This is a genomic window from Bradyrhizobium sp., assembly GCF_050014615.1.
In the GTDB taxonomy this organism is placed as follows: Bacteria; Pseudomonadota; Alphaproteobacteria; order Rhizobiales; family Xanthobacteraceae; genus Bradyrhizobium.
Genome location: NZ_JBEKCZ010000011.1, coordinates 1 through 22,646 on the forward strand (window position 1 = coordinate 1; position 22,646 = coordinate 22,646).

The 22,646-nt window shown below is 62.2% G+C and carries 26 protein-coding genes and 2 tRNA genes; 16 read left to right on the plus strand and 12 right to left on the minus strand.

The window, feature by feature from the left end; genetic code table 11:
* Nucleotides 1–427: 427 nt before the first annotated feature.
* Nucleotides 428–504 (minus strand) — tRNA-Arg (locus ABR948_RS03195).
* Between the two features lie 100 nt (nt 505–604).
* Nucleotides 605–856 carry a hypothetical protein gene (locus tag ABR948_RS03200; protein WP_428113992.1) on the minus strand — a complete coding sequence of 84 codons (252 nt, stop codon included), beginning with the start codon at nt 854–856 and terminating at the stop codon, nt 605–607.
* 244 nt (nt 857–1,100) lie between these two features.
* Here ABR948_RS03200 and ABR948_RS03205 point away from each other — a divergent pair, with 244 nt between their 5' ends.
* Nucleotides 1,101–1,547 (plus strand): hypothetical protein, encoded by a 447-nt coding sequence (locus ABR948_RS03205; protein WP_428113993.1) that lies wholly within the window; start codon nt 1,101–1,103, stop codon nt 1,545–1,547.
* 6 nt (nt 1,548–1,553) lie between these two features.
* Here ABR948_RS03205 and ABR948_RS03210 read toward each other — a convergent pair whose 3' ends face one another.
* Complete coding sequence (locus tag ABR948_RS03210) at nt 1,554–2,474, minus strand: PhzF family phenazine biosynthesis protein (protein ID WP_428113994.1); 921 nt, start codon at nt 2,472–2,474, stop codon at nt 1,554–1,556.
* Nucleotides 2,475–2,620: 146 nt separating this feature from the next.
* Between ABR948_RS03210 and ABR948_RS03215 the strand changes: the two genes are divergently transcribed.
* The gene (locus ABR948_RS03215; RefSeq protein WP_428113995.1) at nt 2,621–3,499 is read left to right on the plus strand and encodes a DMT family transporter; all 879 of its coding nucleotides are present in this window, start codon (nt 2,621–2,623) and stop codon (nt 3,497–3,499) included.
* Between the two features lie 73 nt (nt 3,500–3,572).
* Here ABR948_RS03215 and ABR948_RS03220 read toward each other — a convergent pair whose 3' ends face one another.
* Complete coding sequence (locus ABR948_RS03220) at nt 3,573–3,860, minus strand: hypothetical protein (protein WP_428113996.1); 288 nt, start codon at nt 3,858–3,860, stop codon at nt 3,573–3,575.
* 409 nt (nt 3,861–4,269) lie between these two features.
* Between ABR948_RS03220 and ABR948_RS03225 the strand changes: the two genes are divergently transcribed.
* Entirely contained in the window at nt 4,270–4,671 is a 402-nt protein-coding gene (locus tag ABR948_RS03225; RefSeq protein ID WP_428113997.1) for a DUF2177 family protein, read from the plus strand.
* Nucleotides 4,672–4,749: 78 nt separating this feature from the next.
* Here ABR948_RS03225 and ABR948_RS03230 read toward each other — a convergent pair whose 3' ends face one another.
* Complete coding sequence (locus ABR948_RS03230) at nt 4,750–5,409, minus strand: peroxiredoxin (protein WP_428113998.1); 660 nt, start codon at nt 5,407–5,409, stop codon at nt 4,750–4,752.
* 381 nt (nt 5,410–5,790) lie between these two features.
* On the opposite strand from ABR948_RS03230, the gene ABR948_RS03235 reads away from it, so the two are divergent.
* The 3 genes from ABR948_RS03235 (at nt 5,791) to ABR948_RS03245 (ending at nt 7,158) form a co-directional block, all read left to right on the plus strand.
* Nucleotides 5,791–6,372, plus strand: a complete 582-nt coding sequence (locus ABR948_RS03235) for a hypothetical protein (protein WP_428113999.1) — start codon at nt 5,791–5,793, stop codon at nt 6,370–6,372.
* A 101-nt stretch (nt 6,373–6,473) separates the two neighbouring features.
* Nucleotides 6,474–6,776 (plus strand): type II toxin-antitoxin system HigB family toxin, encoded by a 303-nt coding sequence (locus ABR948_RS03240; RefSeq protein ID WP_428114000.1) that lies wholly within the window; start codon nt 6,474–6,476, stop codon nt 6,774–6,776.
* Nucleotides 6,777–6,786: 10 nt separating this feature from the next.
* On the plus strand, nt 6,787–7,158 hold the full coding sequence (locus ABR948_RS03245) for a helix-turn-helix domain-containing protein (protein ID WP_428114001.1): 372 nt from the start codon (nt 6,787–6,789) through the stop codon (nt 7,156–7,158).
* A gap of 9 nt (nt 7,159–7,167) precedes the next feature.
* Here the strand turns inward: ABR948_RS03245 and ABR948_RS03250 are convergent, their stop codons facing one another.
* The 3 genes from ABR948_RS03250 to ABR948_RS03260 all read right to left on the minus strand — a co-directional run bounded on the left by ABR948_RS03250 (nt 7,168) and on the right by ABR948_RS03260 (nt 10,665).
* Nucleotides 7,168–9,018, minus strand: a complete 1,851-nt coding sequence (locus tag ABR948_RS03250; protein ID WP_428114002.1) for an alkaline phosphatase family protein — start codon at nt 9,016–9,018, stop codon at nt 7,168–7,170.
* Between the two features lie 76 nt (nt 9,019–9,094).
* A complete protein-coding gene (locus ABR948_RS03255; protein WP_428114003.1) occupies nt 9,095–9,820 on the minus strand; it encodes a thermonuclease family protein in 726 nt (241 codons plus the stop codon).
* Nucleotides 9,821–9,960: 140 nt separating this feature from the next.
* Nucleotides 9,961–10,665: an MgtC/SapB family protein gene (locus tag ABR948_RS03260; protein ID WP_428114004.1), complete on the minus strand. Its 705-nt coding sequence runs from the start codon at nt 10,663–10,665 to the stop codon at nt 9,961–9,963.
* A 168-nt stretch (nt 10,666–10,833) separates the two neighbouring features.
* On the opposite strand from ABR948_RS03260, the gene ABR948_RS03265 reads away from it, so the two are divergent.
* From ABR948_RS03265 to ABR948_RS03290, 6 genes are all read left to right on the plus strand, one after another.
* A complete protein-coding gene (locus ABR948_RS03265; RefSeq protein WP_428114005.1) occupies nt 10,834–11,469 on the plus strand; it encodes an HAD family hydrolase in 636 nt (211 codons plus the stop codon).
* Nucleotides 11,470–11,686: 217 nt separating this feature from the next.
* Entirely contained in the window at nt 11,687–13,702 is a 2,016-nt protein-coding gene (locus ABR948_RS03270) for an acetyl-CoA carboxylase biotin carboxylase subunit (protein ID WP_428114006.1), read from the plus strand.
* 131 nt (nt 13,703–13,833) lie between these two features.
* Nucleotides 13,834–14,700, plus strand: coding sequence for an isocitrate lyase/PEP mutase family protein (locus ABR948_RS03275; RefSeq protein ID WP_428114007.1), 867 nt, complete (start codon nt 13,834–13,836; stop codon nt 14,698–14,700).
* Nucleotides 14,701–15,000: an acylphosphatase gene (locus ABR948_RS03280; protein ID WP_428114008.1), complete on the plus strand. Its 300-nt coding sequence runs from the start codon at nt 14,701–14,703 to the stop codon at nt 14,998–15,000.
* Between the two features lie 247 nt (nt 15,001–15,247).
* Nucleotides 15,248–15,916, plus strand: coding sequence for a class II aldolase/adducin family protein (locus tag ABR948_RS03285; RefSeq protein ID WP_428114041.1), 669 nt, complete (start codon nt 15,248–15,250; stop codon nt 15,914–15,916).
* A gap of 93 nt (nt 15,917–16,009) precedes the next feature.
* The gene (locus ABR948_RS03290; protein WP_428114009.1) at nt 16,010–16,324 is read left to right on the plus strand and encodes a hypothetical protein; all 315 of its coding nucleotides are present in this window, start codon (nt 16,010–16,012) and stop codon (nt 16,322–16,324) included.
* A gap of 131 nt (nt 16,325–16,455) precedes the next feature.
* On the opposite strand, the gene ABR948_RS03295 is transcribed toward ABR948_RS03290, so the two are convergent.
* Together ABR948_RS03295 and lipB are read right to left on the minus strand one after the other, a co-directional pair.
* Nucleotides 16,456–16,626 (minus strand): hypothetical protein, encoded by a 171-nt coding sequence (locus ABR948_RS03295; protein WP_428114010.1) that lies wholly within the window; start codon nt 16,624–16,626, stop codon nt 16,456–16,458.
* A gap of 224 nt (nt 16,627–16,850) precedes the next feature.
* The gene (gene lipB, locus ABR948_RS03300) at nt 16,851–17,579 is read right to left on the minus strand and encodes a lipoyl(octanoyl) transferase LipB (protein ID WP_428114011.1); all 729 of its coding nucleotides are present in this window, start codon (nt 17,577–17,579) and stop codon (nt 16,851–16,853) included.
* 67 nt (nt 17,580–17,646) lie between these two features.
* Between lipB and ABR948_RS03305 the strand changes: the two genes are divergently transcribed.
* The 3 genes from ABR948_RS03305 to ABR948_RS03315 all read left to right on the plus strand — a co-directional run bounded on the left by ABR948_RS03305 (nt 17,647) and on the right by ABR948_RS03315 (nt 18,736).
* Nucleotides 17,647–17,889: a FliM/FliN family flagellar motor switch protein gene (locus ABR948_RS03305; RefSeq protein WP_428114012.1), complete on the plus strand. Its 243-nt coding sequence runs from the start codon at nt 17,647–17,649 to the stop codon at nt 17,887–17,889.
* Nucleotides 17,890–18,021: 132 nt separating this feature from the next.
* Nucleotides 18,022–18,106: transfer RNA gene (locus tag ABR948_RS03310), tRNA-Leu, on the plus strand.
* A 255-nt stretch (nt 18,107–18,361) separates the two neighbouring features.
* A complete protein-coding gene (locus ABR948_RS03315) occupies nt 18,362–18,736 on the plus strand; it encodes a hypothetical protein (RefSeq protein ID WP_428114013.1) in 375 nt (124 codons plus the stop codon).
* Nucleotides 18,737–18,740: 4 nt separating this feature from the next.
* Here the strand turns inward: ABR948_RS03315 and ABR948_RS03320 are convergent, their stop codons facing one another.
* Both ABR948_RS03320 and ABR948_RS03325 read right to left on the minus strand, forming a co-directional pair.
* Nucleotides 18,741–20,099 carry a polysaccharide deacetylase family protein gene (locus tag ABR948_RS03320; RefSeq protein WP_428114014.1) on the minus strand — a complete coding sequence of 453 codons (1,359 nt, stop codon included), beginning with the start codon at nt 20,097–20,099 and terminating at the stop codon, nt 18,741–18,743.
* A gap of 163 nt (nt 20,100–20,262) precedes the next feature.
* The gene (locus ABR948_RS03325; protein WP_428114042.1) at nt 20,263–21,039 is read right to left on the minus strand and encodes a polysaccharide deacetylase family protein; all 777 of its coding nucleotides are present in this window, start codon (nt 21,037–21,039) and stop codon (nt 20,263–20,265) included.
* A 175-nt stretch (nt 21,040–21,214) separates the two neighbouring features.
* Here ABR948_RS03325 and mgtE point away from each other — a divergent pair, with 175 nt between their 5' ends.
* A complete protein-coding gene (gene mgtE / locus ABR948_RS03330) occupies nt 21,215–22,636 on the plus strand; it encodes a magnesium transporter (protein ID WP_428114015.1) in 1,422 nt (473 codons plus the stop codon).
* Nucleotides 22,637–22,646 lie beyond the last annotated feature (10 nt).

Here is a 22,646-nt window from a genome sequence, read left to right on the forward strand (position 1 = left end):
AAAACCATTGCGCAGGGAAGGCCGGGCGTTCCGGCGAACCTGTGGCTTCTACCCCTGTGCTTTTTTGTTGCACAGGGGGCTGCGGGTGCGCCAAGCACCCGGCTTTCCCTGCGCCCTCTGTTTTCTGAGGGACAAGGTTCTTGCAAACCTCGGGCGCCTCGCGTCGCGGGAAGGTGAAAATGTGTCTGCGAAGGATGGGCTGTTTAATTGGGGGCGGTATGCACGCAAACACACTTGTCATGCCCGGGCTTGACCCGGGCATCCATCCGTCTTCGCAAGAAGTTCTTTCGAAGAAGATGGATTGCCGGGTCAGGCCCGGCAATGACGGTCTCTAGATCTGTTTTCGCCTTGGCTGTTTGAAATTCAAATCAGAAGCAAACCAGCGAGCACCGGCGCGCGTGATGCCGCGCTTCAATCGGCTGGCTGGTGGCGCGCTCGGAGAGATTCGAACTCCCGACCCTCGGAATCGAAATCCGATGCTCTATCCAGCTGAGCTACGAGCGCCTGCGGGGCTCGATTACCAGACTTGGCCGGGCAGGGCCAGCCGCCTTGTCAGGGGCTCCGGTCCGGCGGATCGCGGGGCAGATCAGCCGGCCAGAACCGCTCAGGAGCAGGGGTATCTGCGGCCATCCTGGCCGCGATAGTTCGCCGCGTTCCGCCGGCAGGCGTTGGTCGAGGGACCATCATAAAAGGCGAAGGTGCCGGGCTCGAGACCGGGCCCGTAATTGTGGAGATAGCTGATGGCGTAGGGGAGACCATAGGGGTGGTGAAAATGACGCCGCGCCTGCGCCTGGTTCGGCAGTGCGGCCAACGTGGCCAGAACAATTGCGGCGGCGAAAAACTTCAGTCGGGTCATCTGGTCCTCCCTTGAGCCCGGATATTTTAGGCCAATTGCGGCCGTTTCCAAAGCGCTGCGCCCGCAAAATGGCGGAAAATTTGCCACAGAACGCGGATTTTTGCTCCCGGCGGGATGCTTAACGAATTTCCAACACAGTAAGGCCAGAGTTGCGCGCTCTGGTCCCCCCTTAAGGACCGGCTTTCCCGAGTCCCCGACAGGCTTTTGCGTCCCCCGACAGGCTTTACCGGTCCCCGATCGATCCATGCGCATCACGTTCATACCCCTGCTGTTGCTCTTCGTGCTGGCCGCGGCGCCGGCGCGCGCCGATCTGCATATCACCCGGGATCACGGCGGCTATGTCGAGGAATACAAGACGAAGTATGCGCGCATCCGCGACCACCACGAGCGCGTCATCATCGACGGCATCTGCAACTCCGCCTGCACGCTGGTGTTCGGCATCGTGCCGATGAACAAGATCTGCGTGACGCCGCGCGCCAGCCTCGGCTTCCACCAGGCCTATTACGACAAGGCCTTCACCTTCGGCATCAAGGTCACGAGTTCGGAGGGAACCTCCGACCTGATGTCCTATTATCCGGATACGGTGAAGGACTGGATCCGCCGCAATGGCGGCCTGACCACCGAGATGAAGAAGATCACCAACGGCGTGGATTTGTGGAAGATCGTCGATCCCTGTCCGGAAGAATTTTGATCCCGCTCAAACCAGCTCGCAAACCAAATCGATTGATCCCGACATCACGGGCACGCAGCGGCCGCCGATGAAGGTCGCGGTGACGACGCCGTTCTGCTTTTCCGCGCTCGCCTGCAGGATGCTCGGCCGTCCCATCTCGACCCCCTGGGCAATCGTCTTCGACAGCGACAGGTTTGGCTCCGGGCGCAATTTGGCCAGCAGTCCGATCAGGGCGACGTTGGCGCTGCCGGTCGCGGGATCTTCGGGAATATTCAAATGCGGCGCAAACATGCGGGCCCGGATGTCAAGGCCGGCCTCATCGACCCGGGTGTAGAGCAGGATGCTGACCACAGGGTGTTTGGTGACTTCCAGCCGAAACACGTCGCCGTTCGGGCTGGCCGCGGCGAGTGCGGCGCGGCTTTTCAATTCGGCCAGAATGAACGGCGCTCCGCACGACGCGATGCAGGGGCGATGATGGGCGATATCGATATCGGCCAGGGAAATTCCGCAAGCCGATGCCACGAGTTCGCCCGCGATTTCGGCGCCGACGAAGAGCGGTTGCGGTGAAGCCAGTCTCGCACCCACCACCGTCGCGCCGTCCCTGAGGATGTCGATCGGGACCAGCCCGGCCTTTTCCTCGAAGATGACGCCGTCGCCGTCGACCTGGCGGCCGTAACAGATGCCGGCGCGGGCCAGCACGAAGGCGGTGCCGACATTGGGATGGCCGGCAAACGGCATCTCGCTGCGCGGCGTGAATATCCGGACCTCGGCGGTGTGCGCGGCGTGCTTTGGCGGAAGGACAAAGGTCGTCTCCGCCAGATTGAACTCGGCCGCGATGGCCTGCATCTGCAGGGTCGACAACCCCTCGGCGTTCAGGACAACGGCCAACGGATTGCCCACAAACTGTTGGCCGGTGAATACGTCGACGGTCTGAAATTGCAGCTGCATCGCATCTTCCTAAAACGTCACCACGCAGCGAATGGACTATTCATCATGTCTTCCGCGTTGATGTCTTCGATCTGCGTTTTCCGGCCAGCGGTCCTGCGGGATCTATGATTGCCGGATAGCATATGTTCAGGCAAGCACGGCCGCAAATGAACAAAGACATCGAAGAGTTGGCCGCGCGCGCGGCGCCGGCGATTTTTGTCGTGCTCTGGAGTACCGGCTTTGTCGCCACCAAATACGTGCTGCGCGATGCCGAGCCGCTGACCTATCTCGCCATCCGCATGGCCGTGGTGGTGGCACTGATGGCGGTCATCGTCGCCGTCGCAAGGCCGCCATGGCCGGATCGGTCGGGGTTTGCCCACAGCGTTGTCGCGGGAATTCTGGTGCACGGATTTTATCTCGGCGGCACCGCGGTCGCGATCGCCCATTCGATCCCCGCCGGGCTCTCGGCGCTGATTCCGGGGCTGCAGCCGATCCTGACCTCGACGCTGGCGAACCGCTGGCTCGGCGAACGGGTCACGCCCTTGCAATGGACCGGGCTATTGCTCGGGCTCGCCGGCGTGGTGCTGATCCTGCATGGTCGTCCGATGAGCGGGGACGCGGGCTGGGGCTGGTTGGCCTCCGGCGTGTCGCTGATCAGCATCACGCTGGGCACACTCTATCAGCGGCGCTATTGCGGCAAGATCGACTGGCGCGCCGGCAATCTCGTCCAATATGTCGCGGTGACGATCTTTTTCAGCGTCGCGGCGGGGCTATTCGAAAGCCGTGTGGTGCACTGGACCGGCGAGTTCGTGCTGGCGGTGGCCTGGCTCGCGGTCGTGCTCTCGATCGGATCGATCGGGCTGTTGTACTGGTTGATCCGTCGTTCGGCAGCCACCTCGGTGGCCAGCCTGTTCTATCTGGTGCCGGCGGTGACCGCGGCCATGGCCTATGTGCTGTTCGGCGAGCGGCTCGATGCGATCGCGATAACAGGCATGGTTGCCTGTGCCGCCGCGGTGTTTGTGGTCAACCGGCGAGCGCCGGCATAACGCGGCCTGGGTTCCAGAACAAAAGCCCCCGGCTTTGATCCGGAGGCTTTCGCGGAACACCAAACCGATTGCGTCAACGCTTCGATTTCTTGGCCTTTTTTTTCTTCTTGGCGGTCTTCTTGGCAGCTTTCTTGACCGTCTTCTTGGCTGATTTCTTCGCCGAGGATTTCTTGGCAGCCTTTTTGGCCTTCTTGGATTTCTTCGCCGCCTTCTTCGGCGCTACCTTCTTTGCAGCTTTCTTTGCGGCTTTCTTGGCAGCCTTCTTCTTTTTGACCGCCGGTTTGGCGGCTACTTTCGGCGGCTCGGCGGCGGGGCTTATCGTCTCTGTCGTCGGTTCAAGAGCGGGTTTCTCGTCGTCCATATCATCCCCCAGGGTTTGTCGAAGCGATAACGATAGCGGGATTCGTCGGCGTGTCAAAAAAGATGCCTCAGCGATCACGCCGCGCGGACCCGCGCGCAGGCCTTGAGCGCGCGCTCGCGGCCAATCCGGTGATCGATGATTGGCTCCGGATAAGTCTTGCCGAGATCTCGGCGGCGCCCTTCAGCTCAAGGGGGCGGCACTCCATAGCCGGTGGATCAGGCCTATCGGCAATGCGGCCAGTTCCGGCACCCAGCGCCATGCCTGAAGCGCCGCGGGAGGGGCGGATTTGCTGGCCATCGGGCGATCAACCCGCAAGGGGCGCGTCGGGTCCGGCGTGGACGGTTGCAACTCCGCCCGGCCTGATGCGTACTACATGACAGGCGTCTGTCGACAGCGCTGGAGGCGATTTGTGAACCGGCATGTTGTTCTCTATCTGGCGACGCTGGTCGTCCTGATCCCGATCGATTTCCTGTTTCTGGGTATCGTCGCCAAGGGGTTTTTCGCTTCGCAGGTCGGCGACATGCTGGGGGAGATCAGGCTCGCGCCGGCGGTCCTGTTCTATCTGCTCTACGTGATCGGCATCCTGGTCTTCGTCAGCGGCCAGGCCGGCGCGACCTGGCAATCGACGCTGCTATATGGCGCGCTGTTCGGATTTTTTTGCTACGCAACCTTCGAACTCACGTCGCTGGCGCTGCTCAAGCACTGGACCTGGCCGGTGGTGATGGTTGACGTGAGCTGGGGTACGTTCGTGACGGCGGTGTCGTCGACGATCGGGTTGACGATCGCCAACTGGATGGCGCCGAAAATCTAGTTCGTGTTGCCTGCGACAAACGCGAAGCGTTGCCGCGGCGAAGCCATGCATGGCTTCGCCGCCAGCCGTGACAAGCCGTTACTTCGGCTGCGGCACGATCCGGATATACGGCTTCGGCGATTTCCAGCCCGCCGGATAGATGGTCTTGGCCTCGTCGTCGCTGACCGAGCCTGCGATGATGACATCGTCGCCCTGTTTCCAGTCGGCGGGGGTGGCGACGCGGTGCTTGGCGGTCATCTGCAGCGAATCGATCACGCGCAGGATTTCCTGGAAATTGCGGCCGGTCGTCATCGGATAGACCAGCACCAGCTTGATCTTCTTGTCCGGCCCGATGATGAAGACGTTACGGACCGTCTGGTTGTCGGCGGCGGTGCGTGTGGCGGCGTCGCCGGAGGTCGCGGCCGGCAGCATGTCGTACAGCTTCGATACCTTGAAGTCGGTATCGCCGATCATCGGATAATTCGGCGCCGCGCCCTGGGTCTCCCGAATGTCTTCGGACCATTTCGCGTGCTTGTCGACGGGGTCGACGCTGAGCCCCATCAATTTGACGCCGCGCTTGTCGAATTCCGGCTTCAGCTTGGCCAGCGCACCGAGCTCGGTGGTGCAGACCGGGGTGAAATCCTTCGGATGCGAGAACAACAGCGCCCAGCTGTTGCCGATCCAGTCATGGAACTTGATCTTGCCGTCGGTGGTTTCGGCCTCGAAATCCGGGGCCACAGCGCCAATTTGGAGAGCCATGTGTCGACCTCATCTCATTCAAGTTACAGGTGAATTTGCCTTTTGGAGTATAGGCGGCGAAGTCACGGAAGTGAACGGCTGCAGGAAAAAAGGTATATCCTTCCCAAATGCCGTCAGTTCCTAGCATCTTCTTTCGATCCGCGTCGGTGCGGCGAAAAAGTCACAGCGAATTTGTGAACCCGGATTGCCCCGATATCGCCACTTGCGCCCCTCATAGCCACCGGACGAGATTGCGCTGCCTTGAACCGTGACGTAAGTCACAGCGACAAATCAGCAACCATCTAAAAAACTCGCGAACCAAGTTTCGAATCGTTAACCACTCGTTTACGCCTGCAGGCAAATGCTGGCCCAGAACAAAAAAACTGAAAAGAGTAACTACCAATGTCTGCCCCTCTTGCTACCGTTGCCGAACCGATCGCCGCTCTGGAACCCTCCAAGATTTCCTGCCGGGACACTGCAGCACTTGCCCTCACCGTTGTGCGTGACGGCGTGATCACCGGCGAAGGCCCCACCACCAAGGGCCGGGTTCATTTCTCTCGCGCGCTGGATGCCGATGACGCTGCCTGGTGCGCGCGCATCCTGACCGCGACCGCGGTCGAGCATCAGCCGGTCAGCCGGGCCGAAGCCGAGGCGCTGTTTGAGATCAACGATGCCGCCGCCGAGCGCAGCGACGATGGACGTTTCGACGACCTCTTGGCCAAGGCCGTGGTGCATCACGCCGCCTCGGCGTCCGGTCTGCCGGTGCCGTCGCGCACCGTCGCCTTGTCGCCGGAAACCGCGATCGAAAGCTGGGCTCCGACACGCTCGGCCGGCGTCGATACCGAAGTGCTGGAATGGATCGCGAGCCAGATGCGCGGCAAGCGCCGCGGCAACCGCACCCTGAAGTCGCTGGTCGCCACCATCGTAGGCGTCGCGGCGCTGCCGCTGACCCAGCTGCCGAACGTATTCGATATCGGGATGTAAATTCAGCCCGAGAGGGCGCAATTCAGAGCGGCGGGGTTATCGCCCCGCCGTTTTTATTTGCCGGCTTGCAATGTTCCCATCTTGGGAACATAATATCCAGCATGAGGATTATCGCATGGCGCGTGCTTTCTTCGTATGCCGAACGGCATCCGGAGACGAAGGTGCCGCTCCAACGTTGGCGAACATTGGTTAGAAGCGCCAAATGGAATTCGATGGACGACGTGCGACTCACCGCTCCGAATGCGAAAATTCTGAACGGGGAACGCGCGAGGTTTGAAATCGCAGGCGGCAATTTTCGGATGATTGTTGCCTTCGATTTCGGCAGGGAAATCGCTTTGGTCAAATTCATCGGAACCCATGCCGAGTACGACAGGGTCGACGCTTTGACCGTGGCGTTATTTTAGGGAACGCAATATGGAAATTCATCCCATTAGAAACGACGACGACCACGCGGCGGCCGTTCGGGAGATCGAAAAGCTCTGGGGCGCTGCCGCCGGCACTGAAGAAGGCGACAAGCTCGACATTCTGGCGACACTTGTCGAAAAATACGAGGATCGGCGCTGGCCGAATGTCGATGTTTCCGATCCGATCGACTTGCTCAATTATGCCATCGAAGAGCTCGGACATTCGCAAGCCGAACTCGCGGAATTGCTGGGCTCCCGCTCACGCGCATCAGAATTGTTAAACCGGCGGCGCCCTCTGACGGTCGAGATGATTCACAAAATTAGTGAGAGCTGGAAGATTCCGGCCGATCTTCTGGTGAAGCCTAGCCGGGTTGCGGCCTGAGCGGCTGACTTATTGCCCCGCCGTTTTCTGTTTGCCGGCTTCCGCATCGAGGCCGACGGTTCGGCCGGGAAAACCCGCGGCGTCGAAGTAGCGTTGCGACAGCACGCGTTGGAACTTCACGATCGTCCGCAGCCCGTTCGCCGCCGGCTTGGAGGTGATGGTGCCGTCGGCGGCCTTCGGGATGATGCCATTGGGCAGGGCTTCCGACATCACCCGGCCGATCAGCCCGCCGGCATTGGCCGGATGCAAACCCAGAAGCTGTGAGATGGTCATGCCGACATCGGCGTTGTTGACCGGCAAGGGGTCGGCGTAGCCTGCCTTGAAGTCCGGCCCGATCGCGGCGGTGAAATTCAAGGTGTCGCCACGGCCGAAACTGCCGTGCATGCCCTGGCCCTGACGCAGGCTGGTATCGGCGATCTCGACGGAACAGTTGGTCGGCTCATCGCATCCGGCCGCATAGGATCGGAAGTTGACCACGATCGACGGGGTAGGCGTCACTGCCTTGCCCTTGAGGCCGATCTGCGACATCGGCAGCGTGCCGGGGAAGCGCCCGAGGCTGTCGTCGACAAACAACCCGCTGATGTAATCCTGCTCCAGCAATGCCTTGATGGTGCGATCCGCCAGCTTCTTGTCCCGGTTCGGCAGATAGATCAGGTCCGATCCGCCATTGGTGGCGACCACGAGATCGGGCTTGGCGGGGTCCTGTCCCAACAGGCCGTTGCCGGCCTTGGAATGAGCATTCGCGGCCACCCTCGCGTTCTTGTCGTTGGGATCGAACAGCGGCAGGTCGAGCGCCTTCGCCAGGTCGAGCGCGAGAAAGCCCATCGGCAGAAAATCCGTCGGCGTATCGTCATAGGCGATCTTCGCCGAAGGGCTGGTCTTGCTCTCCTTCGAAATCGTCGAGAAGCCGTGATCGGAGGAGATGATGATGTTGGTCGAGGCGGCGAGGCCGAGATCGTCGAGCGCCTTGCGCAACTGCGCCAGATTGTCGTCGGCATTCTTGATGCCGGCCAGCGAGGTGGGGCCGTTGATCCCCGGCGTGACGGTGTTGAGGCTGTCGCCGGTATTGTGCTGGCTGCCGTCGGGGTCGCGCGACCAGAACACCAGCACGAACGGCTTGTTGCGCGCCTTGAACATCGGCAGCACCACCTTGGTGGCGACATCGGCGAACCAGGCCTGCTGGGCGGTATTCGGGGTGAGGGTGCCCGGCGTCCTGGCGTCACCGGCCTTGGCGTTGTCACCGCGCGGCGGCGTTGCGAGCGCGAGACCGGCCTTGGTCAAGGCGGCCTTCATTTCCTCCGAAAGCGGAACGCCATTCTTGCCGCCGGTGGCGTCGTCGATCACGATCGAGTGCAGGCCATCGGCGCCGATCTTGTCGGTATGATCGAAAATCAAAGTGGGGCCGAGCTTGCCCATGGCCGCCGTGCTGAAACCCTTGGCGCGCGCCATTTTCAGCACGGTTTCCTCGTTCAGGTAGTCGCCGCCGAAATGCTCATCGGCATCGAGGATGACAGGATCGACCTCGAGGAAAGGCGTGACGGTCCCGTCCGCCGGCCCGACCGGATAACCCGTATAGATCGTGTTCGAGAAATCACCGGTATCGCCGAGGTAGTGCCCGGTGGCCAGCGCCGAGGCATTGGCGGTGGTAAAGGTCGGAAACAGCGAATGCGAATTCCTGAAATTGACGCCCTTGTCGCGGACCTCGGCCATGGCGGGTGCGCTCTCCTGCGTCACGATCCGCCCGCGCAGCCCGTCCGGTACGAACAGGATGAGGTTATGCGGCGTGTTGCTTTGCGCGAATGCCGTGCCGGCGGACAGCAAGGTTAGGCCAGCGGACAGCATCACGACCGAACGGCGCATGGAAATCTCCCCAAGGAATCGGATTGTCGGCATGTCAGCCGCAGTCTCTGTTTAGTTTTGCGATATGACAGAATTGTTACATCCGCGGATGGACATTTGCCCGGCAATTATACGCCTTGCGGAACCCGGCGGCCTGGGCGTCGTCTTCGGAACAAAACCAGCGATCCGGCTTCGTCATCGCCGGATAAGAGCGGCACGCCTGCAGGTGATAGATACCGACATTGCCGGTGACACGGGCGCGCACCGCAAATTTGCCCTTGATGCTGCAACCTGACGGCATCGCGGATTCCTCGGGGAATAACGCCGCGCGTATTTCGCGATCCTTGTCGGTCCGGCATGATCCACCCAACAAGGCACCGTCCTTGCGTCCGCCGCGGAACTCCTGCGGCGCGACAAAGCAGCCTTTCCAGAGTCCCCGGCGGTTGTCCTTGGCGCCGGCTTCGTCCTCCCTGAAGCGCCCTTTGGCGGAGGGTTCGAAATTCAAGGCAAAACCCTGGCGAACCAGCAGTTGGTTCAGGCTGGTGGTTTCACCCTCAACGGTGCAAAGGCCGACATGCCGCTTCCTGGTGGCGGCGTCGACGCCCAGATCCTCACAGCGGACCGGGCGGCCGCCGATCAGGCTTGCCAGTTGATCGCGCGCTTCAACGCCGCAGGTCCAGCTGTCGGCGTGATCATCGATGCAGATCTGGTCAAATGCCGGCGCATCGATGCCGTCGAGCCGGTAGGTTGCGTCGGCAAGCTCGAGGGTGCCGCCGTCCCTGACAATCGGGCTGGCAGCCCAGCCCGGGGTGGCCGAAAACATCGCCAAAGCCAAAATAAACCAGCGCATCGGTGGTGCTGTTCTTGCGAAGAGAGAAACCCGTGCTCGCTTCATTGCCTATCAGATATCCAGCGAATGCTTCCAGCACTATTGTCCATCGTTGCCGCGTGTCGCCGAAAAAATCAGGTTGAATTCGCGCTCACGTCGATCGGCCGTTTCACGATGGTGACCTCGCGGACGCCATCCAGCTCTTTCAATTTCGCAGGATAGCTTGCGATATCCTGCGAAGAGACCTTGCTTAACAGAATGACCAGATGATCGGTGCCATCAGGATTCCGGCTTTCCACCAGGAAACGCTTGATCTGGCCGATTCGCAGGTCGAGCGCGTCTCGCAGCAGTTCGGGCGTGAGACTGCCATTATCGACTTCAATCTTGAGCTGGCAGCTCTGGTTTCTCGAGCGGTAGGCTTCCTCCAGCGGCTTGATGCCGGCGAGGATAATCAGAATGATCACGGTTGACGAACTGGCGGCGAGATAGAGGCCGCCGCCCACGGCCAGCCCCACCGCGGCCACCGTCCAGATGCTGGCAGCGGTGGTGAGACCCTTGACGATCTCACCCCGGGCCAGGATCGCGCCGGCGCCCAGAAACCCAATGCCGGAGACAACCTGTGCGGCAATTCGCGAGGGATCCAGCACGACATTCTGCTGGGTCAGAATGTTTGAAAATCCGTATTGCGAGACGATCATGATCAGACACGATCCGACGCAGACCAGCATATGCGTCCTGATCCCGGCGGCCCACAGCAGGCGCTCGCGCTCAAACCCGATGAGGCTTCCGAGGGCTGCCGCACCGAGCAGTCGAATGAGCATCTCTGTATTGGACATCATTACCTCCGGGATCGAAGCCAGGCTTGCACCGGGCCTGCGCAGGCCTTTCCGTCAGATGAGCGATCTTACGGCCTTGCTGCAAAATCGCATGGGATATTCCTGATCCGTACCGTCCCCCGCAACGAGAAAACCCTGTATGAGGGGGCAACTCAATGGGCCTGGACCGGGATGAACACAATCTACTTTGACCTCGATGGAACGCTGACCGATCCAAAACCCGGAATTACGCGCTCGATCCAATATGCGCTCGGCAAGCTTGATCACGCCGTTCCCACCGAAGACGAACTGACCTGGTGCATCGGGCCGCCGCTTCATGCCAGCCTGAAAAAGCTGCTTGGCACTGACGATCTGGCGGATAAGGCGATACTGCTTTACCGGGAACGGTTCGGCGACATCGGTCTGTTCGAGAACGCCATCTATCCCGGGATCGAAGACACACTATCCGTGCTCGCCAAATCCGGCCGGCGCCTGTTCGTGGCGTCCAGCAAGCCCGTTGTTTACGTCGAGCGTATTATCGATCATTTCAAACTGAGAGACTATTTTGAGCGGGTCTTTGGTTCTGAACTTGACGGCACGCGGACCGACAAGACCGAACTTCTAGGTTACGCGCTCCAGACCACAGGTGTTGACCCGTCACGGGCCATGATGATCGGCGACCGAAGCCACGATATGATCGGAGCCCGAAACAATGGCATGACCGCCGTGGGCGTCCTCTATGGTTATGGCACGGAAGAGGAATTGCTGGCCGGAGGCGCGCATCACGTTTGCGCTGCACCGCGGGGATTGTTGGACCATACGGCCTGATTCTGTTTCGGCTTGCGCGTTGGCACACCTGATGCCAAAGCCTGCAGCCTAAGCCGGACAAGTGGCGCAATCACCCCAAAACGTGAATTACGCGAATTCCGGCCTCTCAGACGTTGCCTGTCTTTGTTTTTACTGTACGACGGAATTGTTACATCCAGCCCCGCGTGCCAGATTGCGGAGGCGGATCCCGCCCCAGAGGTTGCAAGTAAGCCAGCACATGTTCAAACGAATTCTGATCGCAAATCGCGGCGAGATCGCCTGCCGGATCATCAAGACTGCCCGCCGCATGGGGATAGAGACGGTCGCCGTCTATTCCGAAGCCGACCGCGACGCGCTCCATGTCGAAATGGCGGATCATGCTGTTCTGATCGGACCGCCGGCCGCCGCCGAGAGCTATCTGTTGATCGACAAGATCATCGAGGCCTGCCGCAAGACCGGCGCCGAAGCGGTGCATCCCGGTTACGGATTCCTGTCGGAGCGTGAGGCGTTTCCGCGCGCGCTCGCCAAGGCCGGGATCGTTTTCATCGGGCCCAATCCCGGCGCCATCGCCGCGATGGGCGACAAGATCGAATCCAAGAAGGCCGCCGCCAAGGCCAAGGTCTCGACGGTGCCGGGTCATCTCGGCGTGATCGAGGACGAGAAACACGCGGTGAAGATCGCCGACGAGATCGGTTATCCCGTGATGATCAAGGCCTCCGCCGGCGGCGGCGGCAAGGGTATGCGGATCGCGCATTCGACGTCCGAGGTGGCCGAAGGGTTTTCGCTGGCCAAGGCCGAAGCCAAATCGTCGTTCGGCGACGACCGGGTGTTCATCGAGAAATTCATCGTCAATCCCCGCCACATCGAAATTCAGGTGCTCGGCGACAAGCATGGCCATGTGGTCTATCTCGGCGAGCGCGAATGCTCGATCCAGCGCCGCAATCAGAAGGTGATCGAGGAGGCACCGTCGCCGCTGCTCGACGAGACCACCAGGCGCAAGATGGGCGAGCAGGCGGTCGCGCTCGCCAAAGCCGTGAACTACGATTCCGCCGGCACCGTCGAATTCGTCGCCGGCCAGGACAAGAGCTTCTACTTCCTGGAGATGAACACGCGGCTGCAGGTCGAGCACCCCGTGACCGAATTGATTACCGGCATCGATCTGGTCGAGCAGATGATCCGGGTCGCGGCCGGCGAGAAGCTCGCACTGGCGCAGAAGGACGTTACGCTGACCGGCTGGGCGGTGGAGTCGCGGGTCTATGCGGAAGATCCGTTCCGCAACTTCCTGCCCTCGATCGGGCGGCTGGTGAAATATCGCCCGCCGCTTGAGAGCAGCGTCGATGGCATTACCGTGCGCAACGATACCGGCGTGCAGGAGGGCGGCGAGATCTCGATCTATTACGATCCGATGATCGCCAAGCTTGTGACCCACGCGTCGTCGCGCGCGGCTGCGATCGAGGCGCAGTCGACCGCACTCGATTCGTTCTACATCGACGGCATCCGCCACAATATTCCATTCCTCTCCGCGCTGATGAATCATCCGCGCTGGCGCGAGGGCAATCTTTCCACCGGCTTTATCGCCGAGGAATTTCCCGGCGGATTTGCGGTTCGCGTGCCGGAAGGCGAGATCGCGCGCCGGCTGGCGGCGGTCGCTGCCGCGATCGATCACGTGCTCGGCGAGCGCAAGCGGCAGATTTCCGGCCAGATGATCGGCCGGCCGGTACAGCGCGAACGCCGCCGTGCGGTATGGCTGGAGCGCAACGAGATCGCGCTCGATATCGCGCGCGAAGCCGACGGGATCGCAGTGCGCTTTGTCGGCGCCGACGGCACGCCGGGCCATTCGCATCATCTGGTTTCGCCATGGACGCCCGGCGCCCCGGTCTGGCAGGGCACGCTGGATGGCCATCCGGTGGCGATGCAGGTACGCCCGGTCGCCAACGGCTTCCGGCTGGCGCATCAGGGGTTTGAGGTCGCGGTCCAGGTCTTTACCGACGCCGAGGCCGCGGCAGCGCGGCTGATGCCGGTGAAGACGGCGGCCGATACCGGCAAGAAACTGCTGTGCCCAATGCCCGGCCTCGTGGTGTCGATCGCGGTCAGCGAAGGTCAGGAAGTCAAGGCCGGCGAAACGCTGGCCGTGGTCGAGGCGATGAAAATGCAGAACGTGCTGCGCGCCGAACGCGACGGCACGGTGAAGAAAATTCACGCCGCCGCCGGCGCCACGCTGGCGGTGGACGCGCTGATTCTCGAATTTGCCTAAACCCGGTCATTCCGGGGCGATGCGAGGCATCGAACTATGATGTTCAATTGCACATCGGAGAATCTCGAGATTCGGGTCCGGTGCTAACGCACCATCCCGGAATGACGGAGTATCCTTTAAGAGGTTCGCCGATGACGTTCCGAAAGCGCCGCGATGCCTTGCGTTCGATCCTGTCGGGATCGACCTGCGTCCGTCCGGGCTCGGTCTATGACGCGATTTCGATCCGCATCGCCGAGGACCTCGGTTTCGAGGTCGGCATGTTCGGCGGATCGGTGGCGTCGCTCGCGGTGCTCGGCGATCCCGATGTCGCGCTGATCACCCTGACCGAACTCGCCGAACAAATGCGCCGGATGTCGCGCGCGGCGGCATTGCCGGTGCTGGTCGATGCCGACCACGGCTACGGTAATGCCCTGAACGTCCGCCGCACCGTGCAGGAGCTGGAGACGGCGGGCGCCGCCGGGCTCACCATCGAGGATACGCTGCTGCCGCAGGCTTACGGGCAGGCGAACACGCAACTGATCTCGCTGGAGGAAGGCGTCGGCAAGATGAAGGCGGCGCTGGACGGGCGCGGCGATCCCGCGCTGGTGATCGTGGGGCGCACCGGCGCCGCGTCGATCTCGGATCTCGAAGACACGATCGCGCGCGCGCGGGCCTATGAGGCCGCCGGCGTCGACGCGCTGTTCTTCACCGGCATCAAAACGCGGAGCGAATTGGAGGCGATCGCCGCGGCGACGACGCTGCCGATCGTGCTCGGCGGCGCTCCGGAGGAGATGATCGATCCGGATTATCTCAGGGATAAGCGCGTGCGGATCGCGCTGCAGGGCCACGCGCCCGTCGCAGCGGCGACGCAGGCGGTCTACGAGACGCTTAAGGCGCTGCGTGACGGATTGCCGCCGAAGGACCTGAAACATCTGGCGTCATCGGAATTGACAAGCCAGGTCACGCGCGAGGCCGACGTGAAAGCGCGGCTGGCGGCATTTCTCGGACTGAAGCGCTAGATGAGCGGCGCGATCCGCCGGGTCACGATCCGGGGCAGGGTGCAAGGTGTCGGCTACCGCGCCTGGGTCGAGCATCAGGCGCGGGCGCATGGACTGGAGGGCTGGGTGCGCAACACCACCGACGGCAACGTTGAGGCCCTGTTTTCAGGACCACAGGATGCCGTGGCTGATATGGTGGCGTCATGCCGGCGTGGACCGTCATCGGCGCGCGTTGATGCCGTCGTGGAAGAACCCGCCAATTCCGATGCACTGGGCTTGCGGCGGGCAGGCGAACGGTTTTCGGTGCTGCCGACGATATAAAATAAACCCAACGATTAAGTGGGAGGCGACGATGACGGGGACGCTCAGAAGGATCTCGGCTAGAAAAATATCGGCCTTGCGTTCCAGCCAGCCGATCAAGGCATACTTGCGCCTTTGGCTCGCGCTCGGGGCGGCGGTAGCGCTGGCACTGCTGTCAGGTCTCGGGCAGACATCGGCGCAAACCCCGGCTATCCCGATTGCGGGTGTCGACGCTGCGGCGCTCGAGGATATGGTGATCGGCAGCCGCGTGCTCGCCGATTTCGGCGTGCTCGACGGCTTCGGCCATGTCAGCATGCGTCATCCCACCAACCCCAACCACTTTCTGATGGCGCGCTCGCTCGCGCCCGCGCTCGTCACCGCCGACGACATCATGGAGTTCGATCTCGACGGCAACGCCGTGGACGCGCGGGGCCGGACTGTGTTCCTGGAACGCTTCATTCACAGCGAAATCTACCGGGCGCGGCCGGATGTGATGTCGGTGGTCCATACCCATTCTCCCGGCGTCATTCCGTTCTCCGTCACCAAAGTGCCGTTGCGGGCGATGTTTCACAACCCGTCTTTCCTGGCGGGCGGGGTGCCGGTGTGGGATATCCGAAAGGATTTTGGCGACACCGACATGCTGGTCAGCAACCCCGCGCTCGGCAAATCGCTGGCGCAGACGCTCGGCGACAAGCCGGTGGTCCTGATGCGCGGCCATGGCGACGTGACTGTCGGGCCATCGGTCAAAATGGCGGTATTCCGCGCCTATTACACCGACGTCAACGCCAAGCTGCAATCGCAGGCCATCGCGCTGGGGGGCGAGGTCACCTATCTGACGCCGGGCGAGGGCGAGAAGGGCGACAAGATCAATTTCATCGTGATCGACCGCATCTGGAACCTGTGGAGGATGCGCATCCTTCCCACGCTTGCGAAATAGCGCAGTTAATTTGCTGAAGTCTTCGTGTTGGAAATCGAGGAACATCCGCCGCCTGCGCCGGTTTTCCCTTGGTCACCAACAAGGGAAGCAACCATGAAACTCATGACAATGGCGTTGGCGGGAGCGCTCGCGCTCTCAAGCACCTTCGCGCTGGCACAGAGCAGCGGCGGCGGCACCTCCGGTGCGGGTTCCAACACCGGCGGTTCCGCGACCGGCACCACGACCGGCTCATCCGTGAACGGAAATGAGATGGCGAATCCACCGGGTTCGACGGTTGGCCAGGCCCGTGGCACCAGCAGCATGCCCAACACCACCACGAATCCATCCGGGAATACGCTCGCACCCAACGGCTCGCCCAGTGGATCGACCCTGACGCCGACCGGACCGGGCTCCGGCATCAGCCGGTAAGCGACGGACAAGCGACAACGAAAAGCCCCGCCGTGATGCGGGGCTTTTTGTCGAAACCCATCGCGTTCCCGGGCTGCTGTTTTGACGCGTTTTCGTCAGGTGAGCCGGTATCGACAGGGAGGGTGGAAACGTCAGCGCAGGGCCCAGCCGATAAGGCGCCAGGAGAGCGAACCTAAAAACCAAAGCCATCCGCTCATCGCGACGGTCATGGCGAGAATATAGCCTGTCAGCAGCGCGCGATCCCGGAAGGTTGATCGCACCACGGCCCCCTCAACGAGGGTTTCCGATGCTTCATACGCCATCACTGTATCCCCTCCGTTGCCTGTAACCGCTCAAGGTTAGCGGCCATTCCTGGTTGGGTCTGTGAAGCCGATCACACGTCCGGACTCGTCATGTACACGATCCCGGCACTTCGCGCCCGTTGTGCGCGGCCATTTGCGCCAATGTCGGTAGGTCGGCCTATGCCGCGTCGAGGTTCAAACGCGTTGGCGAATTGAGGTCGCCCCGCACGGGGCGGCGGCATAACTCACAACGTCGTTTCCGGCAGGGGCTGCTGCACCGCGCCAAATACGTCCGCGAAGGTCTGCCGGAGCGCTGTGTCGACGTCGACAGTCGTGACCGGATGGCCGAGATCGACAAGGCTGGTGACGCCGTAGCGGGGGTCCGCCACGCCGCAGGGCACGATCGCGTCGAAATGGGTGAGGTCGGGCTCCACATTGATGGCGATGCCGTGGAAGGAGACCCAGCGCCGCAGCCGCACGCCGATCGCCGCCACCTTGTCCTCAAAGCCGGCCCCCTTTTCGGGCCTCGCTACCCAGACCCCGACACGATCCTCGCGGCGCTCGCCCCGCACGTTGAACGCCGCCAGGGTCTGGATGATCCATTGTTCGAGGCCGGCGACATAGGCCCGTACATCCGGCCGTCTTCGTTTGAGGTCGAGCATCACATAGGCCACGCGCTGGCCCGGCCCATGATAGGTGAGCTGTCCGCCGCGCCCGGTGGCGAATATCGGGAAACGGGGATCGAGCAGGTCTGCGGCCTTGCCGCTGGTGCCGGAGGTGTACAGCGCAGGGTGCTCCAGCAGCCAGACCAGTTCGGGCGCCCGGCCTGCCGCGATATCGGCGACCCGCGCCTCCATCGCCGCGACGGCCTCGGGATAGGGCACCGGGGCGTCGGAGATCAGCCATTCCACCGCGGCGCCGCCGGCGGGGGCCGCGAAGGTCGTCAAATCAAGGCTTTGGCGGTCATTAACCATTGGCTAACCATAACGTGGTGATCTCTAACCACGCAATTTTGCATTTGTCAGTCAGTCCGGGTCCGCAGTGCCAACCCTCGATAAAGTCAGCGTCAACCTCATGGTGGTCCTCGGGACCACGACGATGCCGATTCATCAGGTAATGCGCCTGAGCCGGGGCGCCATCATCGAACTGGATGCCACCGAGGCGGACGAGGTCAAGATCCTCGCCAACAATCTGCCGATCGCCAGCGGCGTGGTGCTTGTCGATCGCAACCGGATCGCGGTCGAAGTCAAGCAAATGCTGCCGAAATCGCCGGGCACCCGCTGAACCAGCGCCCTTGATCCGACCCTCGCTTGTCTTCGAAACACTGCGCCGGCAGGCCTTGTCCCCCCATCCCTGATTTGTTACATCGGCGCCGATGATCCGGTCCGGCGCCAATCCCGTGCCGATCTCCTTTAAGCGCTCGTGGCGGAATTGGTAGACGCGCTGCCTTGAGGTGGCAGTGAGTAAAATCGTGGGGGTTCGAGTCCCTCCGAGCGCACCAGAAATTCTGCAATGCCGTGCCGGCCCAAAACCGGGAGGGGCGTGCGTGCAATAACAACGCCGTTGTTGGCGTTGCGCAGTTCCCGTTGGCCGCAATCGGCGTTCGATGCGACGCGGGCTTCCGTTGCCCCGCTGTAACAGCGCGGGTGTATCGACAGAACTGGGACTGAGGCCGGCGATTCCGGTCTGACCGCCGGAATCCTTCGGGCAGCATTCGATCGGAACTCTCACGCTTACCGTTGATATGGGGATACACATGAGACTGATGAGCTACGCCTACCGTTTCGTCTCCAACTTCGTGTTTCTCTCGCTGGTCTATTTCAGCCTGAATTTCATGGAGAAATATCAGCAACGCGCGGTCGTCGCGATCCTTGTGCTGGTCTACGCCTCGATGCGCGCGGCGTCGGCGCTGCGTTCGTTTTTCTTCTTCCAGCGAATCGAGCGGCTCGAGGTCGAGGCGCGCCGTCTCGCGACCCTGGCCGGGGAGGGGCCTGCCGCATCGTCGCAGCGCAGGCAAATCGTCACCGAGGTTGGCGGGCTGCGTACGGCCGGCGAAATGAAGGCCTATATCGACCTGCTGTTTCTCGGCATCATCGTTCTGCTGTGCGTGACAAAGATCGTGACCAATTGAACGGTCACACGTTTCTTTTCTTGACCTGAACCAGATGCTTCAGCGGGCCCCGGTGGGCCGGTGCCGCGGTGCGGGTTCCACGCCCGGCAACTCTGGTCGCGCCGTGGCGCCGGTCGCGTCCCAAATTATGTCCCAGCCCGTGTCCGGCATGTAACCGTCCGCGGCCGAGGCGCCTGAAATCGCCGGTATCGGCCGAAACCAGCTTTGTGCCCGTTTCATGCGCGCTGGATGCGGCCAGTTCTGCACGGCGCGAGGCCGCCGCGGCACTCTCCAGGGTGGCGCGCAGTCCATCCGGCATTTCGAACAGGCTCTGCTGCGGCGCCGGCAGGGTGATTGCGGCATTTTGCAGCGGCAACTCCGATAGCCGGGGCCAGGGCTCTTGCCGCGGCTGCGCAACGCCGCCCGCCCGCCGGTTGGCGTGATCGAATGGCTCGGCAAAGGCGATCGGCCCTGCGTCGAGCCAGTCGACATCCGCCAGCGCGGGCGCGGGGAGCATATTGGCGCCGGCGAACACGAAATTCGGGATTTTTGGCCAGTGCGAAATCGCCACATTCTCTAACGGCGGATGCAACAGCCATTGCTGCGGCTCGGTCGGCGTCGCCGGCTGCTCCGGGGTCGCCGGCACGACATGGACGATGTGGTAGCCGCGCGCCTTCAGCTCGTTGAGGATCCTCGGCAGGGCAGCAACGGTTCGCGCCTGGATATCGTGAAGCAGCAGGATGCCCTTTCCCTTGGCCTCGATCCGGTTGATGGCAAGATCGTATTCGCGCGCCGGGGAAATATGCCGCCAGTCGTCGGCCGGAAAATCCGCACTCCAGATCTGGAGCCCCTGCGAGGCCGCGTAGTCCTCGACGGCGTCGGCGCGCAGCAGGCCGGGGATACGCAGGAACGGGGCAAGGGCGGCGTCATCGCCAAGGGCGGCCTTCACCGATGCAATCCCGTCGTCGATTTCCTTCTGGGCGTGCTCGATCGGCATGCGATTCATGGTGAGCGGATGAGTCTGAGTGTGGGTACCGATGCTGTGGCCGGCGTCGCGGAGCTTGCGGACACCGTCCGGAAAGGATTGGGCCATCCGGCCGATCTCGAAGAACGTCGCCTTGACGCATTGCGAGGCCAGAATTTCCAGAATCTGGTTGCTGTTGCGCGGCAGCGGCCCGTCGTCGAACGTCAGCACCACCTCATGATCCCTAAGCGGCAGCGTCTCCCGGTACTGCATGGTGCCGAGCAGGCGATGCTCCCGGGGATCGACCACCAGGGTGCGCGAGGTGCCGATCGCATCGGGATGGCCTGGGCAGTCCGCCGCCAGTGCCGCCGGGGCGGTGATGCAGGCCAGCAGTCCCAAGGAGGCCAGAAAGGAAAACAAGGAGGGGGACGAAGATACGACCGCCGATTGCGGTATTCGAAAGCCAGCCAATACCCTGCCAATCATGAAACCAGTACCGCCATGCATTCCCATGGGCTGATAATTACATACCGCGACATGAACACAGCCTTAATTGTGGGGGTTATCACATATGATTTAGCCGTCAGTGGGCGCTTTTGGGTTCAACGGCGGGCGGCGCCGCTATCACATGTACAACGTGATAATGGTTGTCTTTGAGGTAGCGCAAAAACGCCGGCAACATGGCTGCGGTCTGGGCCTTGGAGTCATGGAAGAGGATGATACCTTTACGGGCGACCTTGAGCCGGTCGGTGATCAGCTTTAGTTCCTGCCTCGGCGTCATGCGATTCCAGTCGCTGGCCCAGAAATCGGCGCCGAACACCACGATGCCGCGCGATTGCAGCAGATCGAGTGTCGCCGGCGTCGACGCAAAGCCGGGAAAGCGAAAAAATGGCGTACTCGGCGTGGTGGTCGCGAGCCCGTGCAGCGCCATTTCGACTGCCGAAATCCCGTGATCGATTTCCTCTGTTGTCTCGCCCGGTTTGATTTTGCTGAGGTTACGGTGCAACCAGGTGTGGTGTCCGATGGTGTGGCCCTCGGCCGCGATCCTTCGTACCAGCTCCGGATGCTCCGAAGCGGGCTTCCCGATCAGGAAGAACGTCGCCCTGACACAGTCATGGGCCAGCGCCGCCAGCACCCGCGTGGTGGTGGGCGGCCAGGGGCCGTCATCGAAGGTCAGCACGACCTCGTGGTCTTGCAGCGGTAGCGTCTGCGGAAAGCTTTTCAGCCCGACCCGTGGCGTGGTGGCGGCATCGACCTTGAGAATGCGCGAGGTGCCGAGCGTGGTGCCCAGAGTATCCTGGCGCGGACAGTCCGCCGCCTGCGCCGTCGCGATCCATTCCATCGCGATGACAAGGGCCATCGTCACGACAAGGCAGGTCCCCAGCACCTTCATGAGCATTCCCAGTCCGTGATGGCTCCGCATCCTTGCCCAATGCGCCAAGTTTTGTCGTTGCGCCAAGGGCTGCCTATTGGGTAATGCCTGACGCGACAATTCAGACGGCTTCAATAACCCTGTCAGATCGGTGAGGCGCGGCATGGCCGGAGATATCGACGTTGCCCACCCCGCCGGCCCTAGGGTTATCGACCCTCTGCCGATGCGCGATGAAAATGGCGAAATTCGCCACGAATTCGTCGCGGACATCGCACACGCGATCCATGCTGACAACACGCCGCTGCTGCGTGCGATTGTCGCGGAACTCCATGAGGCTGATCTCGGCGATCTGATCGCGGCGCTCGACGCCGACGATCGTGTCAGGCTGGTGGAACTTACCGGCACGGATTTCGACTTTTCCGCGCTGAACGAGGTCGACGACACCGTCCGCGAGGAAATCCTCGAGGAACTTGAACCCGAGACGGTCGCCGAGGGTGTTCGCGAACTGGAATCCGATGACGCCGTCGAATTGCTCGAGGGACTGGACGAGAAGGATCAGGACGAAATCCTCGAAAAGCTGCCGCCATCCGAGCGCGATGCGCTGGAGCGCAGCCTGGAATATCCGGAGAATTCCGCCGGGCGGCGGATGCAGACCGAGTTCGTCGCGGTGCCGCCGGACTGGAGTGCGGGACAGGCGATCGATTATCTGCGCGATACGCCCGATCTGCCGAACCGCTTTTACGAAATCTATCCCGTAGATGGCGCGCAACACTGGCAGGGCGCGGTGTCGCTGGATGCGTTGCTGCGCGCGGGCAGGCAGGTGCCGCTGGCCGATCTGATCGACGAAGACCGCCGCCGGGTCTCCGTCATGGACGATCAGGAAGAGGTGGCGCGGTTGTTCGGCAAATACAATCTGGTCGCCGCGCCCGTGGTCGATACCGCAAACCGGCTGGTCGGCGTCATCACCATCGACGACGTGGTCGACGTGATCGAGGAGGAGGCCGACGAGGATTTGAGAGCTCTCGGCGGCGTCACCAGCGATGAAGAATTGTCCGACAATGTCTGGACCATCGCCAGAGGCCGCTTCAACTGGTTGCTGGTCAATCTGGCCACCGCCTTTCTGGCGTCCTCGGTGCTGGGCCTGTTCGAGGGTCAACTGGAACAGATGGTGGCGCTGGCGGTGCTGGCACCGATCGTCGCGAGCCAGGGTGGCAATGCCGCGACCCAGACCATGACGGTTGCGGTACGCGCGCTGGCGACCCGCGAGCTTGGTTCGAACAACGCGTTTCGGGTGGTCATGCGCGAGGGTCTGGTCGGACTTGTCAACGGAATAGCCTTTGCCGTCATCACCGGTATCGCCGCGGTGGCCTGGTTCCGGATTCCCGCGCTCGGCGTCGTGATCGGCCTTGCGATGTTGTGCAACCTGATAGCCGGCGCGCTCGGCGGGATTCTGATTCCGATGGTGCTGGAGCGGGCGCGCGCCGATCCCGCGGTGGCGTCGGGCACGTTTGTCACGACGGTCACCGATGTGGTCGGCTTTTTCTCGTTTCTCGGCATCGCGACGCTGTGGTTCGGGCTGAGATAGAAGGTGGGCT

Bases quoted from the DNA above. Each gene is read 5' to 3' on its own strand.
- ABR948_RS03200 (WP_428113992.1), bottom strand. From the start codon at position 856: ATGACCCGACTGAAGTTTTTCGCCGCCGCAATTGTTCTGGCCACGTTG.
- ABR948_RS03205 (WP_428113993.1), top strand. From the start codon at position 1,101: ATGCGCATCACGTTCATACCCCTGCTGTTGCTCTTCGTGCTGGCCGCG.
- ABR948_RS03210 (WP_428113994.1), bottom strand. From the start codon at position 2,474: ATGCAGCTGCAATTTCAGACCGTCGACGTATTCACCGGCCAACAGTTT.
- ABR948_RS03215 (WP_428113995.1), top strand. From the start codon at position 2,621: ATGAACAAAGACATCGAAGAGTTGGCCGCGCGCGCGGCGCCGGCGATT.
- ABR948_RS03220 (WP_428113996.1), bottom strand. From the start codon at position 3,860: ATGGACGACGAGAAACCCGCTCTTGAACCGACGACAGAGACGATAAGC.
- ABR948_RS03230 (WP_428113998.1), bottom strand. From the start codon at position 5,409: ATGGCTCTCCAAATTGGCGCTGTGGCCCCGGATTTCGAGGCCGAAACC.
- ABR948_RS03235 (WP_428113999.1), top strand. From the start codon at position 5,791: ATGTCTGCCCCTCTTGCTACCGTTGCCGAACCGATCGCCGCTCTGGAA.
- ABR948_RS03240 (WP_428114000.1), top strand. From the start codon at position 6,474: ATGAGGATTATCGCATGGCGCGTGCTTTCTTCGTATGCCGAACGGCAT.
- ABR948_RS03245 (WP_428114001.1), top strand. From the start codon at position 6,787: ATGGAAATTCATCCCATTAGAAACGACGACGACCACGCGGCGGCCGTT.
- ABR948_RS03250 (WP_428114002.1), bottom strand. From the start codon at position 9,018: ATGCGCCGTTCGGTCGTGATGCTGTCCGCTGGCCTAACCTTGCTGTCC.
- ABR948_RS03255 (WP_428114003.1), bottom strand. From the start codon at position 9,820: ATGTTTTCGGCCACCCCGGGCTGGGCTGCCAGCCCGATTGTCAGGGAC.
- ABR948_RS03260 (WP_428114004.1), bottom strand. From the start codon at position 10,665: ATGATGTCCAATACAGAGATGCTCATTCGACTGCTCGGTGCGGCAGCC.
- ABR948_RS03265 (WP_428114005.1), top strand. From the start codon at position 10,834: ATGAACACAATCTACTTTGACCTCGATGGAACGCTGACCGATCCAAAA.
- ABR948_RS03270 (WP_428114006.1), top strand. From the start codon at position 11,687: ATGTTCAAACGAATTCTGATCGCAAATCGCGGCGAGATCGCCTGCCGG.
- ABR948_RS03275 (WP_428114007.1), top strand. From the start codon at position 13,834: ATGACGTTCCGAAAGCGCCGCGATGCCTTGCGTTCGATCCTGTCGGGA.
- ABR948_RS03280 (WP_428114008.1), top strand. From the start codon at position 14,701: ATGAGCGGCGCGATCCGCCGGGTCACGATCCGGGGCAGGGTGCAAGGT.
- ABR948_RS03290 (WP_428114009.1), top strand. From the start codon at position 16,010: ATGAAACTCATGACAATGGCGTTGGCGGGAGCGCTCGCGCTCTCAAGC.
- ABR948_RS03295 (WP_428114010.1), bottom strand. From the start codon at position 16,626: ATGGCGTATGAAGCATCGGAAACCCTCGTTGAGGGGGCCGTGGTGCGA.
- lipB (WP_428114011.1), bottom strand. From the start codon at position 17,579: ATGGTTAATGACCGCCAAAGCCTTGATTTGACGACCTTCGCGGCCCCC.
- ABR948_RS03315 (WP_428114013.1), top strand. From the start codon at position 18,362: ATGAGACTGATGAGCTACGCCTACCGTTTCGTCTCCAACTTCGTGTTT.
- ABR948_RS03325 (WP_428114042.1), bottom strand. From the start codon at position 21,039: ATGGCCCTTGTCATCGCGATGGAATGGATCGCGACGGCGCAGGCGGCG.
- mgtE (WP_428114015.1), top strand. From the start codon at position 21,215: ATGGCCGGAGATATCGACGTTGCCCACCCCGCCGGCCCTAGGGTTATC.